General features: G+C 62.0%; 12 protein-coding genes. 10 read left to right on the top strand and 2 right to left on the bottom strand.

Going from position 1 to position 15689, the window contains the following annotated elements:
* Nucleotide 1 precedes the first annotated feature (1 nt).
* A complete protein-coding gene (locus tag J3P89_RS22190; protein WP_434695659.1) occupies nt 2-1429 on the bottom strand; it encodes a di-heme oxidoredictase family protein in 1428 nt (475 codons plus the stop codon).
* A gap of 179 nt (nt 1430-1608) precedes the next feature.
* Complete coding sequence (gap, locus tag J3P89_RS22185) at nt 1609-2610, bottom strand: type I glyceraldehyde-3-phosphate dehydrogenase (protein ID WP_434695658.1); 1002 nt, start codon at nt 2608-2610, stop codon at nt 1609-1611.
* Nucleotides 2611-2841: 231 nt separating this feature from the next.
* Here gap and edd point away from each other — a divergent pair, with 231 nt between their 5' ends.
* The 10 genes from edd (at nt 2842) to J3P89_RS22135 (ending at nt 15419) form a co-directional block, all read left to right on the top strand.
* Nucleotides 2842-4668, top strand: a complete 1827-nt coding sequence (gene edd, locus J3P89_RS22180) for a phosphogluconate dehydratase (protein WP_434569583.1) — start codon at nt 2842-2844, stop codon at nt 4666-4668.
* Nucleotides 4665-5624 carry a glucokinase gene (locus J3P89_RS22175; RefSeq protein ID WP_434695656.1) on the top strand — a complete coding sequence of 320 codons (960 nt, stop codon included), beginning with the start codon at nt 4665-4667 and terminating at the stop codon, nt 5622-5624. Before edd ends, J3P89_RS22175 begins: the two co-directional genes overlap by 4 nt.
* A gap of 175 nt (nt 5625-5799) precedes the next feature.
* A complete protein-coding gene (locus tag J3P89_RS22170; protein WP_042730801.1) occupies nt 5800-6531 on the top strand; it encodes a response regulator in 732 nt (243 codons plus the stop codon).
* Nucleotides 6521-7990, top strand: a complete 1470-nt coding sequence (locus tag J3P89_RS22165) for an ATP-binding protein (RefSeq protein ID WP_434625656.1) — start codon at nt 6521-6523, stop codon at nt 7988-7990. Before J3P89_RS22170 ends, J3P89_RS22165 begins: the two co-directional genes overlap by 11 nt.
* Before the next feature lie 219 nt (nt 7991-8209).
* Complete coding sequence (locus J3P89_RS22160; protein WP_434695655.1) at nt 8210-9469, top strand: AGE family epimerase/isomerase; 1260 nt, start codon at nt 8210-8212, stop codon at nt 9467-9469.
* A gap of 116 nt (nt 9470-9585) precedes the next feature.
* Nucleotides 9586-10887: an ABC transporter substrate-binding protein gene (locus J3P89_RS22155; RefSeq protein ID WP_434653473.1), complete on the top strand. Its 1302-nt coding sequence runs from the start codon at nt 9586-9588 to the stop codon at nt 10885-10887.
* A gap of 144 nt (nt 10888-11031) precedes the next feature.
* Nucleotides 11032-11940 carry a carbohydrate ABC transporter permease gene (locus J3P89_RS22150; RefSeq protein ID WP_030139360.1) on the top strand — a complete coding sequence of 303 codons (909 nt, stop codon included), beginning with the start codon at nt 11032-11034 and terminating at the stop codon, nt 11938-11940.
* Nucleotides 11933-12778, top strand: a complete 846-nt coding sequence (locus tag J3P89_RS22145) for a carbohydrate ABC transporter permease (protein ID WP_305496327.1) — start codon at nt 11933-11935, stop codon at nt 12776-12778. The genes J3P89_RS22150 and J3P89_RS22145 overlap by 8 nt, the downstream gene beginning before the upstream one ends.
* Nucleotides 12779-12780: 2 nt before the next feature.
* Nucleotides 12781-13941, top strand: a complete 1161-nt coding sequence (locus tag J3P89_RS22140; RefSeq protein WP_434569579.1) for an ABC transporter ATP-binding protein — start codon at nt 12781-12783, stop codon at nt 13939-13941.
* A gap of 131 nt (nt 13942-14072) precedes the next feature.
* Nucleotides 14073-15419 carry a carbohydrate porin gene (locus tag J3P89_RS22135; protein WP_434695654.1) on the top strand — a complete coding sequence of 449 codons (1347 nt, stop codon included), beginning with the start codon at nt 14073-14075 and terminating at the stop codon, nt 15417-15419.
* Nucleotides 15420-15689: the final 270 nt, after the last annotated feature.

Here is a 15689-nt window from a genome sequence, read left to right as displayed (position 1 = left end):
TTTAAAGAGAGTTCAGGAAAGCCAACAGCGCAGCGCGCTGCTCGGCGTTGAATGCTAGAACCTGTCGCTGCGCCGCCTGGGCTTCGCCGCCATGCCAGAGCACGGCTTCGAGCAGGTTGCGGGCGCGACCGTCGTGGAGAAACTGGGTGTGGCCGTTGACGGTTTCGGTCAGGCCGATGCCCCACAGCGGCGGGGTCCGCCAGTCGCGGCCGCTGGCCTTGAATTCGCTGCGGTTGTCCGCCAGGCCTTCGCCCATGTCGTGCAACAGCAGGTCGGTATAGGGACGGATGACCTGGTTCGCCAGCTCGGGTTCGGCGGCGTTGGCAGACGTCGTGTACTTGGGAGTGTGGCAGGACTGGCAACCGGCCTGGAAAAACAGGTTCTTGCCGGCCAGCACCTGGGCCGAACCCACCTCGCGGCGGGCCGGCACGGCAAGGTTGCGGCTGTAGAACAGCACCAGCCGCAGAATATTGTCGCTGACTTCCGGTTCGCCCTCAGGGCCGTTGCCGTTGGGCGCGCGCTGGCAATCGAGCTGGGCCTGGGTGCAGTCGTCGAAGGGCCGCAGGCTGGTCGTCAGGCCCATGTCGCCGGAGAACGCATGGACGTTCTGTTGATTGAGGTTCGGTTGTCCGGCCTTCCAGCCGAAGCGCCCCGGCACGGTTTTTTGCTGGACGTCGTCCCAGACCATGTTCGGGCGACCGGCGATGCCGTTGTTCTCCCGCGCCTGGGCCTCGGCATTGGCCAGGATGGCTGCATCGGGGATGGCCTCGAGCAGACCCAGGCCGATCATCGGCGGTGCGACACGGGCCGAAAATCGTGTGTCGGGGTGCATCGGGCCATAGCCCAGCTGGGTGATCTGCAGGCTCGGCTTGCGCAGTTCGACGACGGTGCCGTCCTTGAAGCGCACCGGGACGGGAGAGTAATCGACCCTGACCTTGCCTTCCGGCGCGACGCCCGGCACCGACATGTCCTGCAATTGCCCGCCATAGACCGGCTCCGGTACGACGCCGAGTTGTTCGATGAGCTTGGCGTAGGGCGGCGCATCGGGGATCGACAGGCGTACCAGCATCGACACCGCGCTGCTGGCATCCGGCGCCGGCGGATGGCCGCGACCGTCCTTGATGTGGCAGTTCTGGCAGGCGTTGGTGTTGAACAGGGGGCCGAGGCCGTCCCGGGCGGTGGTAGTCGAGGGCGCGATTACCCAGGGACTGCGGAAAAAACTGTTGCCGACGCTGAAGTCCACGCGCCGCGACGGCGGCAGATTGGCCGAGGGCAGCGAGAAGGCGTTCTGGTCGGCCTTGCGTACTGTCGCGCTGCCGCCGGATCTGGCTTCGCCGGGCTCGGCCTGGGTAAAACGCGGGGCGTCATCGCAGGCCGTCAGGCCCAGGGCCATGAACAGAGCGCACAAGCGAAGAGGCAACGACAGCATTGGAAATCCTGCGGGACGAGTGAAACGCGGGCGCAAAGTCTAACAGGGTGGGGGAGTTTGAATAAGAGGAATTATCGTTTGGTTCGAGGCAGATGTTTCAAGCGCGCGGCGGTCGACGGCCTTTTTCGACTATCGCCCCCAAGGGAGCAATAGTCGAGGCACACGCAGCTATCGGGGGATTATTCGGCGTTGCACAGCGCCAGGCAGTTATCCAGCATGCGGTTGGAGAAACCCCATTCGTTGTCATACCAGGCCAGTACCTTGAGCAGCTTGCCGCTGGCCTTGGTGTGGTTGACATCGAAGATCGACGACAGCGGGTTGTGGTTGAAGTCGCTGGAGACCAGCGGCAGGGTGTTGTAGCCAAGGATCTTCGAATGCTGGCTGGCCTGCTTGAGCAGCGCGTTGACCTCATCGGCCGAAGCTTCGCGCTTGAGCTGCACGGTCAGGTCCACCAGCGATACGTTGATCACCGGCACGCGCACGGCCATGCCGGTCAGCTTGCCCGCCAGCTCCGGCAGCACCAGGCCTACCGCTTCGGCGGCGCCGGTCTTGCTCGGGATCATGTTCTGGGTGGCCGAACGGGCGCGGTACGGGTCGCTGTGATAGACGTCGGTCAGGTTCTGGTCGTTGGTGTAGGCATGGATGGTGGTCATCAGGCCGCTTTCGATACCCAGCTCGCGGTGCAGCACCTGGGCCACCGGGGCCAGACAGTTGGTGGTGCACGAAGCGTTGGAAATGATCTGGTGGGACTGGCGCAGGATGTCATGGTTCACGCCATACACCACGGTCGCGTCGGCGCCCTTGGCCGGGGCCGAGATGATCACCTTGCGGGCGCCGGCGCTGATGTGCGCGGCGGCCTTGGCGCGGTCGGTGAACAGGCCGGTGCATTCGAACACGACGTCGATCTTTTCGGCGGCCCAGGGCAGTTCGGCCGGGTTACGGATGGCACTGACCGCGATGCGGTCGCCATTGACCGTCAGGCTCTCATGATCGTGCTGCACGTCGGCATCAAAGGTGCCGTGGACGGTGTCGAACTTGAGCAGGTGAGCATTGATCGCGCTGTCACCCAGGTCGTTGATGGCGACGATCTGCAAGTCGCGACGATAGCCTTGGGTATACAGTGCACGGAGGACGTTGCGGCCGATGCGGCCAAAACCATTGATTGCGATTCGAAGAGTCATTAACTGCGCCGCCGTCGATTTGTTGTTGGAATTACAAGATTATTCGCATAAAAATAGAAAACAAGCCTTTTTAGTGGCAATATTTTGTTTTATCTACAACGAGTGACCTGAATCAACTGGTCCGATTGGTCAAAAACCGTTTGTCGCCCTGTCTTTGCCGCGGTGTGTAAAGGGCTTTTGAACCAGCATAGACAATCAGGTCGCCACATCCGTTAGCCTGGAGTTCTACACATGCATCCCCGCGTACTTGAGGTCACCGAACGGCTTATCGCCCGCAGTCGCGCTACACGCGAGGCTTACCTTGCATTGATCCGCGGTGCAGCCAGCGACGGTCCGATGCGCGGCAAGCTGCAATGCGCCAACTTCGCCCATGGCGTCGCCGGTTGCGGCACTGAAGACAAGCATCACCTGCGGATGATGAACGCCGCCAACATCGCCATCGTGTCGTCCTATAACGACATGCTCTCGGCCCACCAGCCGTACGAAACCTTCCCGGAACAAATCAAGAAAGCCCTGCGCGAGATCGGCTCGGTCGGCCAGTTCGCCGGCGGTACGCCAGCCATGTGCGATGGTGTGACCCAGGGCGAGGCGGGGATGGAGCTGAGCCTGCCGAGCCGCGAAGTGATCGCGTTGTCCACGGCGGTGGCGTTGTCCCACAACATGTTCGACGGTGCCTTGATGCTGGGCATCTGCGACAAGATCGTCCCGGGCCTGATGATGGGCGCGCTGCGCTTCGGTCATCTGCCGACGATCTTCGTGCCTGGCGGGCCGATGGTCTCGGGCATTTCCAACAAGGAAAAGGCCGATGTGCGTCAGCGCTATGCCGAAGGCAAGGCGACCCGCGAAGAGCTGCTGGAATCGGAGATGAAGTCCTACCACAGCCCAGGTACCTGCACGTTCTACGGCACCGCCAACACCAACCAGTTGCTGATGGAAGTGATGGGCCTGCACTTGCCGGGCGCGTCGTTCGTCAACCCGAACACGCCGCTGCGCGATGCCCTGACCCGCGAAGCGGCGTTCCAGGTGACGCGCCTGACCATGCAGAGCGGCAACTTCATGCCCATCGGCGAAATCGTCGATGAGCGTTCGCTGGTCAACTCCATCGTTGCGCTGCACGCCACCGGTGGCTCCACCAACCACACCCTGCATATGCCGGCCATCGCCATGGCGGCGGGCATCCAGCTGACCTGGCAGGACATGGCCGACCTCTCCGAAGTGGTGCCGACCCTGAGCCACGTCTACCCGAACGGCAAGGCCGATATCAACCACTTCCAGGCGGCGGGCGGCATGTCGTTCCTGATTCGCGAACTGCTGGAAGCCGGCCTGCTCCACGAAAACGTCAACACCGTGATGGGCCATGGCCTGAGCCGTTACACCCAGGAACCGTTCCTGGAGGACGGCGAACTGGTCTGGCGCGACGGCCCGACCGAAAGTCTCGACGAAAGCATCCTGCGTCCGGTAGCCCGGGCTTTCTCGCCGGAAGGCGGGTTGCGGGTGATGGAAGGCAACCTGGGCCGGGGCGTGATGAAGGTCTCGGCCGTGGCCCTGGAAAACCAGGTCGTCGAAGCCCCGGCGATGGTGTTCCAGGACCAGCAGGACCTGGCCGATGCGTTCAAGGCCGGTCTGCTGGAGAAGGATTTTGTCGCGGTGATGCGCTTCCAGGGCCCGCGCTCCAACGGCATGCCGGAGCTGCACAAGATGACGCCCTTTCTCGGCGTGCTGCAGGATCGCGGGTTCAAGGTAGCGTTGGTCACCGACGGGCGCATGTCCGGCGCATCGGGGAAAATCCCGGCGGCCATCCATGTCAGTCCCGAAGCCTATGTCGGCGGCGCGTTGGCTCGGGTGCGCGAGGGCGATATCATCCGCGTCGACGGCGTCAAAGGCACCTTGGAATTGAAGGTGGACGCCGAGGAATTCGCCGCGCGCGAACCGGCCAAGGGCCTGTTGGGCAACAACATCGGCACCGGTCGCGAGCTGTTCGGTTTCATGCGCATGGCCTTCAGCTCGGCAGAGCAGGGCGCCAGCGCCTTCACTTCTGCCCTGGAGACGCTTAATTGAAACTGGCTTTGGTCGGTGATATCGGTGGGACCAACGCACGTTTCGCGTTGTGGAAGAACCACAACCTGGAAAACATCCAGGTGCTGGCGACGGCGGATTACGCCTGCCCGGAAGATGCCATCAAGGTTTACCTGAGCGGCATGGGCATGGGGCCGGGTTCCATCGGCTCGGTGTGCCTGTCGGTGGCCGGTCCGGTGAGTGGCGATGAGTTTCGCTTCACCAACAATCACTGGCGCTTGAGCAACCTGGCGTTCTGCAAGACTCTGCAGGTGGAGAAGCTGCTGCTGGTCAACGATTTCTCCGCCATGGCCCTTGGCATGACCTGCTTGCGTCCCGATGAATACCGGGTCGTCTGCGCGGGCACGCCGGAGCCGATGCGCCCGGCGGTGGTGATCGGCCCGGGCACGGGGCTGGGCGTCGGTACGCTGCTGGACCTGGGCGAGGGCCGTTTCGCGGCGTTGCCGGGGGAGGGCGGGCATGTCGACCTGCCGATGAGCAGTCCGCGCGAGACCCAGCTCTGGCAGCACATCTACAACGAGATCGGCCACGTCAGCGCCGAAACGGCGCTGAGCGGCAGCGGTCTGCCTCGTGTGTACCGGGCGATCTGCGCGGTGGACGGCCATGAGCCGGTGCTTGATACCCCCGAGTCGATCACCGCCGCCGGCCTGGCCGGGGACCCGGTCGCCCTGGAGGTGCTCGAACAATTCTGCCGTTGGCTGGGGCGCGTGGCGGGCAACAACGTGCTCACCGTGGGCGGGCGTGGCGGCGTGTACATCGTCGGTGGCGTGGTCCCGCGCTTTGCCGATTTTTTTGTCGAGAGCGGCTTCGCCCGATGCTTCGCCGACAAGGGCTGCATGAGCGATTATTTCAAAGGCATTCCGGTCTGGCTGGTGACGGCGCCGTATTCCGGGCTGATGGGCGCGGGTGTGGCGTTGGAGCAGTCCTCCGCAGTTTGAGATGTAGCCCTTGTGGGAGCGAGCCTGCTCGCGAAAGCGTTGTATCAGCCAGCATTTATGGCGACTGACACACCGCTTCGCGAGCAGGCTCGCTTCCACAGGGGTTGTGATGTGTTTGTAAAACCCGTCCATCAGGCATAATCGCCCCCAATTCAAACAACAAGGACGAGGCCCCGTGAGTTCAGTGAACAAATCGATTTTGCTGGTCGACGACGACCAGGAGATTCGCGAACTGCTGGACACTTACCTCAGTCGCGCGGGTTTCCAGGTGCGTACCACCCCCGATGGCGCCGGGTTTCGCCAGGCCCTCAACGAGGCGCCGAGCGACCTGGTGATCCTCGACGTGATGCTGCCCGACGAGGACGGCTTCAGCCTTTGCCGCTGGGTTCGCCAGCATCCGCGCCAGGCCCATGTGCCGATCATCATGCTCACCGCCAGTTCCGACGAGGCCGATCGGGTCATCGGCCTGGAGCTGGGGGCGGATGATTACCTGGGCAAGCCGTTCAGTCCTCGCGAATTGCAGGCGCGCATCAAGGCCTTGCTGCGACGGGCGCAGTTCGGCCAGGAGCGATCCGGCGGCGAAGTGCTGGCCTTCGATGAGTGGCGGCTGGACATGGTCAGCCACCGGCTGTTCCATGCCGATGGCGAAGAGGTGATCCTGTCGGGTGCCGATTTTGCCTTGCTCAAGCTGTTCCTCGATCATCCACAGGAAATCCTCGACCGCGACACCATCGGCAACGCCACCCGGGGGCGTGAATTGATGCCGCTGGACCGGATTGTCGACATGGCGGTGAGTCGCTTGCGCCAGCGCCTGCGCGACACCGACAAGCCGCCCCGATTGATCCGCACGGTGCGCGGCAGCGGTTATCAACTGGCGGCCAGTGTGGTTGCCAGCAATGGTCATTGAGGGAATCCGCAAGATTGCCCGACGGGTGCCCGTGCCGCGCTCGTTGCTCGGACGGATGCTGCTGCTGACGCTGCTGGTGGTGCTGTTCGCCCAGACGCTGTCGAGCCTGATCTGGGTTTCGCAACTGCGCGCCACGCAGCTCGAAGGCCTGGTCACCAGCGCCCGCAGCCTGGCTCACTCGATGACCGCCACCGTGACCTACCTGCGTTCGCTGCCGGTGGCCTATCGGCCGTTGGTGCTGGACCAGTTGCGCAGCATGGGCGGCACGCGGTTTGTCGTTACGCTCAATGACAAGCCGCTGGGCATGGATGTGCTGCCGGTCACGCCGCGCAAACTGGCGGTGCTCAAGGCCGTGGACGATGTGCTGCGCCGCTCCCTGGGCAATAACGCCGACATCTCCGTCAAGTTTGTCAGCCCCGAAGACCTGCGGATCTTCAACGGCGGGCTCAAGCTTGATGAATTGCCCCGTTCGTGGGCTCACTACGCCCTGACGCTCGAGCCGGTGAACCCGCCGGTACTGGTCACGCAGATCCAGATGGCGCCGGGCGAATGGCTGTACATCGCCTCGCTGCTGCCCGAACCCTATACCAGTCTTGAAGAGCAGGACCTGCCCAAGCAGCAGGTGGGCTTCATCGTGCTCACCAGTAGCCTGTTGCTGTTGTTCATCGGCTTGCTGGTGCATTGGCAGAGCCGGCCGCTCAAGCGCTTGGCCCGTGCCGCGCGGGACATGTCCCTGGGCGCGGAAGTGCAGCCCGTGGCCGAGGGCGGCGGCAGCGAAGTGGTGGAGGTGGGGCGTGCGTTCAATGCCATGCGCGAGCGTATCAGCCGCTACCTGACCGAGCGCAGCCAGTTGTTCAGCGCGATTTCCCATGACCTGCGCACGCCGATCACCCGCCTGCGGCTGCGGGTCGAGTTGCTCGAGGATGAAAATCTGCAGGCCAAGTTTGGCCGCGACCTCGACGAGCTGGAGCTGCTGGTCAAGGGCGCGCTGCAATGCGTCAAGGACACGGATATTCACGAGAACATCGAGCCGGTCGACCTCAATCATGTGCTCGATTGCCTGGTGGAGCCTTACCTGGCGCCCCACGGCAACGGCCGGGTGACCCAGGATGGCCGGGCGTTGGCACCGTACCCGGGCAAACCGCTGGCCCTCAAGCGCTGCATCGGCAACCTGATCGACAACGCCTTGAAATACGGGCAGAGGGCCCACTTGCACATCGACGATGATGAAAACGCCTTCATCCTGCACGTTGACGATGAAGGCCCGGGCGTACCGGAACAACGCCTCGAACAGGTCTTCGAACCGCACTTTCGCCTGGCCGGGCAGCAGCAGGGATATGGCCTGGGGCTGGGCATCGCGCGCAACATCGCCCACAGCCATGGCGGCGAGGTGAGCCTGCAGAACCTGCGCGAGGGCGGGTTGCGGGTGACGTTGCAGTTGCCTCGCAGTGTGGATTAGCGGCACCGCGTCATCGTTCTTCGCGAGCAGGCTCGCTCCCACATTTGACCTCATTGAGCGCCCCTGTGGGAGCGAGCCTGCTCGCGAAGACGCCAGTCAATCCAACCCTTCTCTCAGTAAATGTCACAAGCCGGTGACATAACTCGCCCCTTTCGTTACCTGCCACCCATCCCGCCTTGTTTAGACTCCCTGCGTCAAAACAACAAAAAAGGTATCTCGATGGACACCTTCCAACCGGCGTTCAGCAGTTGGCTGAATGCGCCTGCCCATCAGCAGTGGCTCGCCGCCGAAGGTTTGCGGCTGCTGGCGTTCGCCAAGGCTTCGAAGCTGCCGGACGGTTTCGGCAACCTGGACGAGCTGGGTCGCCTGCCGGCCGGTGCGCGGGCCGAGACCATGAACACCGCACGCATGACCCACAGCTTCGCCATGGCCCACATCCAGGGCCTGCCGGGGTTCGCCGAGCTGGTGGATCATGGCGTCCAGGCCCTCGGCGGCGCGCTGCGCGATGCCGAACATGGCGGCTGGTTCGCCATGGCCGATCCCGATGCCAGCGACACCGGCAAGGCCGCTTACCTGCATGCTTTCGTGGCCTTGGCCGCCAGCTCCGCGGTAGTCGCGCAACGCCCCGGCGCCGAGGCATTGCTCAAGGAAGCGGTGCGGGTTATCGACGAGCATTTCTGGTGTGAAGAAGAGGGTGCCCTGCGCGAATCCTTCAACCGCGACTGGAGCGAGGAGGAAGCCTATCGCGGCGCCAACAGCAACATGCACGCCACCGAAGCCTTCCTGGCCCTGGCCGACGCCACGGATGACCCGCGCTGGTTGGCCCGCGCGCTGCGTATCGTCGAGCGGGTCATCCATGGTCATGCGGCCGCCAACGATTATATGGTGGTGGAGCATTTCGACCGCGACTGGCAACCGCTGCGCGAGTACAACCAGGACAATCCCGCCGATGGCTTCCGTCCCTACGGCACCACGCCCGGTCATGGTTTCGAATGGGCGCGGCTGCTGCTGCATCTGGAAGCCGCGCGCGTGCAGATCGGCATGCTGACACCGGGCTGGCTGGCCCAGGATGCGCAGAAACTTTTCGATCAGAATTGCCGCCATGGCTGGGACATCGATGGCGCGCCGGGAATCGTCTACACGCTGGACTGGGGCAATCGCGCCGTGGTTCGCCATCGCCTGCACTGGGTGCACGCCGAAGCGGCAGCGGCGGCCAGTGCCTTGCTCAAACGTACCGACGAGGCCCAATACGAAGTCTGGTACCGGCGTTTCTGGGAATTTTGTGACAAACATTTCATCGACCGCTGCAACGGCAGCTGGCATCACGAGCTGGACCCGCAGAACCGCCCCAGCGCCGACATCTGGCCGGGCAAACCGGATCTTTATCACGCCTGGCAAGCGGTGCTGATACCACGCTTGCCATTGGCGCCGAGCATGGCGTCGGCCTTGGCGCGATTATCCGATCCTGCACCTGTGTAACCATGTCGTGACATACACGCGTCCCTTCGTTACCTGCGAAGGGATTGCCCCTGATTAGAATCCATGCAGCGCAAGCACCAGACTTGCATGCATAACAACAAGAAAGGTACTTCTAGATGAATGCGATTTCTCGCCTCGCTACTGTCATTTCTCTTGCTTCCTTGCTTCCCGTCGCAGCATTCCCCGTCAGCGCCCTGGCCGCCGAATCGAAAGGTTCCGTGGAAGTCGTCCACTGGTGGACGTCGGGTGGTGAAAAAGCCGCGGTCGATGTGCTCAAGGCCCAGGTAGAAAAAGACGGCTTTACCTGGAAGGACGGCGCTGTCGCCGGCGGCGGCGGTTCCACCGCCATGACCGTGCTCAAGAGCCGCGCCGTGGCCGGTAACCCACCGGGCGTAGCCCAGATCAAAGGTCCGGACATCCAGGAATGGGCGTCCACCGGCCTGCTTGATACCGACATCCTGGAAGACGTTGCCAAAGCGGAGAAGTGGGACAGCCTGCTCGACAAGAAAGTCTCCGACACCGTGAAGTACGAAGGTGATTACGTCGCCGTGCCGGTGAACATCCACCGCGTCAACTGGCTGTGGATCAACCCGGAAGTCTTCAAGAAAGCCGGCATCACCAAGAACCCGACCACCCTCGAAGAATTCTACGCTGCCGGTGACAAGCTCAAGGCCGCGGGCTTCATTCCCCTGGCCCACGGCGGCCAGCCATGGCAGGACAGCACCGTGTTCGAAGCGGTGGTGCTTTCGGTGATGGGCGTCGATGGCTACAAGAAAGCCCTGGTCGACCTGGACAACAAGGCGCTGACCGGTCCGGAAATGGTCAAGGCGCTGACCGAGCTGAAAAAGGTCGCGACCTACATGGATCCCGATGGCAAGGGCCAGGACTGGAACCTGGAAGCGGCCAAGGTCATCAATGGCAAGGCCGGCATGCAGATCATGGGTGACTGGGCCAAGAGCGAGTGGACAGCGGCCAAGAAGGTCGCCGGCAAGGACTACGAGTGTGTAGCCTTCCCTGGCACCGACAAGGCTTTCACCTACAACATCGACTCTTTGGCGGTGTTCAAGCAGAAAGACAAGGGCACGGCGGCGGGTCAGCAGGATATCGCCAAGGTCGTGCTGGGCGAGAACTTCCAGAAAGTCTTCAGCATCAACAAAGGCTCGATCCCGGTGCGTAACGACATGCTGGGCGACATGGCCAAGTACGGTTTCGACTCGTGCGCCCAGACCGCCGCCAAGGACTTCCTGGCAGATGCCAAGAGCGGCGGCCTGCAACCAAGCATGGCGCACAACATGGCGACCACGCTGGCGGTGCAGGGCGCGTTCTTCGACGTCGTGACCAACTACATCAACGACCCGAAAGCCGACCCGGCCGATGCCGCCAAGAAGCTTGGCGCAGCGGTTCAGTCTGCGAAGTAATTAGCGCCGCGGTCCCTTGTGGGAGCGAGCTTGCTCGCGATAGCGGAGTGTCAGGCAGCAAATAAGTGAACTGACACACTGCCATCGCGAGCAAGCTCGCTCCCACAAAGGGAGGCCCTTGTAACCTAGTTTTTGGATTTCCCCATGAGTTCTGTTGCTGTGTTCAGCAAGGCCTCGCCGTTCGATGCATTGCAGCGCTGGCTACCAAAACTGGTGCTGGCGCCGAGCATGTTCATCGTCCTGGTGGGCTTCTATGGCTACATCTTGTGGACGTTCGTCCTGTCGTTCACCACATCGACCTTCCTGCCTACCTATAAATGGGCCGGCCTGGCGCAATACGCACGGCTTTGGGACAACGACCGCTGGTGGGTGGCGAGCAAGAACCTGGCAGTCTTTGGTGGCATGTTCATTGGTATCACCCTGGTGATCGGCGTGCTGCTGGCGGTGTTCCTTGACCAGCGTATTCGCCGCGAAGGTTTCATCCGCACCATTTACCTGTACCCGATGGCGCTCTCGATGATCGTCACCGGTACCGCCTGGAAATGGCTGCTCAACCCGGGCATGGGCCTGGATAAATTGTTGCGTGACTGGGGCTGGGAAGGCTTCCGCCTGGACTGGCTGATCGACCCCGATCGCGTAGTGTACTGCCTGGTGATCGCTGCGGTCTGGCAGGCCTCGGGTTTCATCATGGCGATGTTCCTGGCCGGCCTGCGGGGCGTTGATCAATCGATCATCCGTGCCGCGCAGATCGATGGCGCGAGCATGCCGCGCATCTACTGGAAAGTGGTGCTGCCAAGCCTGCGTCCAGTGTTCTTCAGTGCCGTGATGATCCTGGCGCATATCGCGATCAAGAGTTTCGACCTGGTGGCGGCGATGACAGCTGGCGGTCCGGGGTATTCCTCCGACCTGCCTGCCATGTTCATGTACTCCTTTACGTTCAGTCGCGGCCAGATGGGCATGGGCTCGGCCAGTGCAATCCTGATGCTCGGTGCGATCCTCGCGATCATCGTGCCTTACCTGTATTCCGAGCTGAGGGCCAAGCGTCATGACTAGTCTCGCTGCGAAACCTGCCATCAGCCTGAGCCGTATCGCGATCTATGCGGTGCTGATCCTTGCCGTGTTGCTTTACCTGGTGCCGTTGGTGGTCATGCTGTTGACCAGCTTCAAGACGCCGGAAGACATCAGTACCGGTAACCTGTTGAGCTGGCCGACCGTGGTCAGCGGCATCGGCTGGGTCAAGGCCTGGGGCACGGTCAACGGGTACTTCTGGAACTCGATCAAGATCACCGTGCCGGCCGTGCTGATTTCCACCGCCATCGGCGCGTTGAACGGCTATGTGCTGTCGATGTGGCGCTTCCGTGGGTCGCAGTTGTTCTTCGGCTTGTTGCTGTTCGGCTGCTTCCTGCCGTTCCAGACCGTGCTGCTGCCGGCCTCGTTCACCCTCGGCAAGATGGGCCTGGCCAGCACCACCACCGGCCTGGTGTTTGTCCATGTCGTCTACGGCCTGGCGTTCACCACGCTGTTCTTCCGCAATTACTACGTGAGCATCCCCGACGCGCTGGTGAAGGCCGCGCGCCTCGACGGTGCCGGGTTCTTCACGATCTTCCGGCGGATCATCCTGCCGATGTCGACGCCGATCATCATGGTCTGCCTGATCTGGCAGTTCACCCAGATCTGGAACGACTTCCTATTCGGCGTGGTGTTCTCCAGCGGTGACTCCCAGCCCATCACGGTGGCGCTGAACAACCTGGTCAACACCAGCACCGGGGCCAAGGAATATAACGTGGACATGGCGGCGGCGATGATCGCCGGGCTGCCGACCCTGCTGGTCTATGTAATCGCAGGCAAGTATTTCGTGCGCGGCCTCACGGCTGGCGCGGTCAAGGGGTAATCATGGCTACGCTTGAACTTCGCAATGTAAACAAGACCTACGGCGCGGGCCTGCCCGACACCTTGAAGGACATTCAGCTGTCGATCAAGGAAGGTGAATTCCTGATCCTGGTCGGTCCTTCGGGCTGCGGCAAATCGACCCTGATGAACTGCATCGCCGGCCTCGAGACCATCACCGGTGGCGCGATCATGATCGGCGACCAGGACGTCAGCGGCATGAGTCCCAAGGATCGCGACATCGCCATGGTGTTCCAGTCCTATGCGCTGTACCCGACCATGAGCGTGCGCGAGAACATCGAGTTCGGCCTGAAGATCCGCAAGATGAAACAGGCGGACATCAACGAAGAAGTGGCGCGGGTGGCCAAGCTGTTGCAGATCGAGCACTTGCTCAACCGCAAGCCCGGCCAGCTCTCCGGCGGGCAGCAACAGCGCGTCGCGATGGGCCGGGCCCTGGCGCGGCGGCCGAAGATCTACCTGTTCGACGAGCCGCTGTCCAACCTCGACGCCAAGCTGCGCGTCGAGATGCGCACCGAAATGAAACTGATGCACCAGCGCCTGAAGACCACCACGGTCTACGTGACCCACGACCAGATCGAGGCCATGACCCTGGGCGATAAGGTCGCCGTGATGAAGGATGGGATCATCCAGCAGTTCGGCACGCCGAAGGACATCTACAACAACCCGGCCAACCTGTTCGTGGCGAGTTTCATCGGTTCGCCGCCGATGAACTTCATCCCGCTGCGCCTGCAACGCAAGGACGGTCGCCTGCTGGCCCTGCTCGACAGCGGCCAGGCCCGTTGCGAGCTGCCGCTGGGCATGCAGGACGCCGGCCTGGAGGATCGCGAAGTGATCCTTGGTCTGCGTCCGGAACAGATCGTGTTGGCGGGCAACGAGCCGAACGGCCTGCCGACCATACGCGCCGAAGTCCAGGTCACCGAGCCCACCGGTCCGGACACCCTGGTGTTCGTCAATCTCAACGACACCAAGGTCTGCTGCCGACTGGCACCGGACGTGGCGCCGTCGCCGGGAGAAACCCTGACGTTGCAATTCGATCCATCGAAAGTGCTGCTGTTCGATGCCAAGTCCGGCGAGCGCCTGGGCGTGGCCGCGCAACCGTCGATGGAGGCCCGAGCCGACAACGTGGCGCAGTTCAAAGGCCGCTGATGAACAAATGTGGGGGCAGCAAGCCTGCTTCCACACAAAAGGAGTATGCGATGGGTGGGGACATTCATCGCAATCGTTGTAAACCGCGTTAGATAAAAACAGTTAATAACAATAAAGACGAGGATGTAGGGATGAAGAAGAAGAACAATGCCCAGCTTATCTGCCAGTTGTCAGCCGTTGCGGCGATGATGCTGGCCGGTAGCGCACACGCAGCCGACGCGTTCAGCGCCGACTCGAAGTGGATGACGGGCGACTGGGGCGGTGAACGGACCAAGCTGATCGAGCAAGGTATCGATATCAAGGCGGATTTCGTCGGTGAAATGGGTGCCAACCTCGACGGCGGCTACAACGATGACAAGACCGCGCGCTGGTCCCAGCAGTTTGGCCTGGGCGTAGCTCTTGACCTGGAGAAACTGGCAGGCTGGAACGATACCGAAGCCAAGATTCAATTCACTCGCCGGGACGGTCGCAACATCTCCAACGACCGTATCGGTGATCCACGTGCCGGCACCCTCAGTTCCTCCCAGGAAGTCTGGGGCCGTGGGCAGACTACCCGTCTGACCCAGTTGTGGATCAAGCAGAAGTACTTCGACAGCAAGCTGGATGTCAAAGCCGGTTACTTCGGTGAAGGCGAAGACTTCAACACCTTCCCGTGCGAGTTCCAGAACCTGGCGTTCTGCGGTTCGCAAGCGGGTAACTGGGCGACCGGCATCTGGTACAACTGGCCGATCATGCAGGCGGCGATCCGGGTTAAATACAACCTCACGCCTGAGCTCTATGCGCAAATCGGTGCCTACAACCAGAACCCTTCGCAACTGGAAAACAACAACCGCTACAAGCTCAGCGGCAGCGGCACCAAGGGCACTCTGATTCCGGTCGAGTTGGTCTGGTCGCCGAAGCTCAATAACCTGCCGGGCGAATACCGCGTCGGTTACTACAAGAGCACGGCCAAGGCTGACGATGTTCGCGAAGACATCAATGGCGATGACGCCGCGACTACCCGCAACGCCTATCGTAGCCACAGCAGCAAACATGGCTACTGGCTCGTCGTGCAGCAGCAGCTCACCACTCACAATGGCGATGCTTCCCGCGGCCTGAACATCGCGGCCAACGCTACTGTCCACGACAAGGACACCAACGTCGTCGACAACTACCAGTCGCTGATGTTCGTGTACAAGGGGCCGTTCGATGCGCGTCCGAAGGACGACGTCGGTATCGGTTTCGCCCGTATCCATGTCAACGAGGACGTCAAGAAAAACGCCGAGCTGACCAACGCCGCCAATGGCGTCAGCGACTACGACGATCCACTGTTCGCGCCGTTGCGTAGCACCGAGTACAACTACGAAATCAACTACGGCTTCCATGTCACCAACTGGCTGACCGTGCGTCCGAACCTGCAATACGTGACTCACCCGGGTGGTGTTGATGAAGTCGACAACGCGCTGGTGGCCGGCCTGAAAATTCAGTCGGTGTTCTAACGCTGTTGCGATAAGCTCCTCTCTATGTGCGCATATTTGCGGACGGCCAAGGCTGTCCGCTTTTTTTTGCGGGGGGCGTTTGGTTGCGCGCGGAACCCGTGGCGAGGGAGCTTGCTCCCGCTGGGTTGCGAAGCGACCCCAAAGCCCTTCACTGCGCTACTTCAGCCAGATCGCGTTTGCCTTGTTTACGACTGCTTCGCAGCCGAGCGGGAGCAAGCTCCCTCGCCACAAAAAAACGCGTCGTACGCAGTTGAATATCGAATGATTTCC

It is taken from the genome of Pseudomonas sp. Z1-14, from assembly GCF_051132005.1.
Taxonomy (GTDB): domain Bacteria; phylum Pseudomonadota; class Gammaproteobacteria; order Pseudomonadales; family Pseudomonadaceae; genus Aquipseudomonas.
The sequence above is the reverse complement of the archived record's forward strand: the minus strand, read 5'-3'. Positions and strand labels throughout refer to the sequence as shown.

Coding starts and splice junctions, on each gene's coding strand:
- J3P89_RS22155 (WP_434653473.1), top strand. CDS start 9,586: ATGAATGCGATTTCTCGCCTCGCTACTGTCATTTCTCTTGCTTCCTTG.
- J3P89_RS22190 (WP_434695659.1), bottom strand. CDS start 1,429: ATGCTGTCGTTGCCTCTTCGCTTGTGCGCTCTGTTCATGGCCCTGGGC.
- gap (WP_434695658.1), bottom strand. CDS start 2,610: ATGACTCTTCGAATCGCAATCAATGGTTTTGGCCGCATCGGCCGCAAC.
- J3P89_RS22160 (WP_434695655.1), top strand. CDS start 8,210: ATGGACACCTTCCAACCGGCGTTCAGCAGTTGGCTGAATGCGCCTGCC.
- J3P89_RS22140 (WP_434569579.1), top strand. CDS start 12,781: ATGGCTACGCTTGAACTTCGCAATGTAAACAAGACCTACGGCGCGGGC.
- J3P89_RS22135 (WP_434695654.1), top strand. CDS start 14,073: ATGAAGAAGAAGAACAATGCCCAGCTTATCTGCCAGTTGTCAGCCGTT.
- J3P89_RS22150 (WP_030139360.1), top strand. CDS start 11,032: ATGAGTTCTGTTGCTGTGTTCAGCAAGGCCTCGCCGTTCGATGCATTG.
- J3P89_RS22165 (WP_434625656.1), top strand. CDS start 6,521: ATGGTCATTGAGGGAATCCGCAAGATTGCCCGACGGGTGCCCGTGCCG.
- edd (WP_434569583.1), top strand. CDS start 2,842: ATGCATCCCCGCGTACTTGAGGTCACCGAACGGCTTATCGCCCGCAGT.
- J3P89_RS22145 (WP_305496327.1), top strand. CDS start 11,933: ATGACTAGTCTCGCTGCGAAACCTGCCATCAGCCTGAGCCGTATCGCG.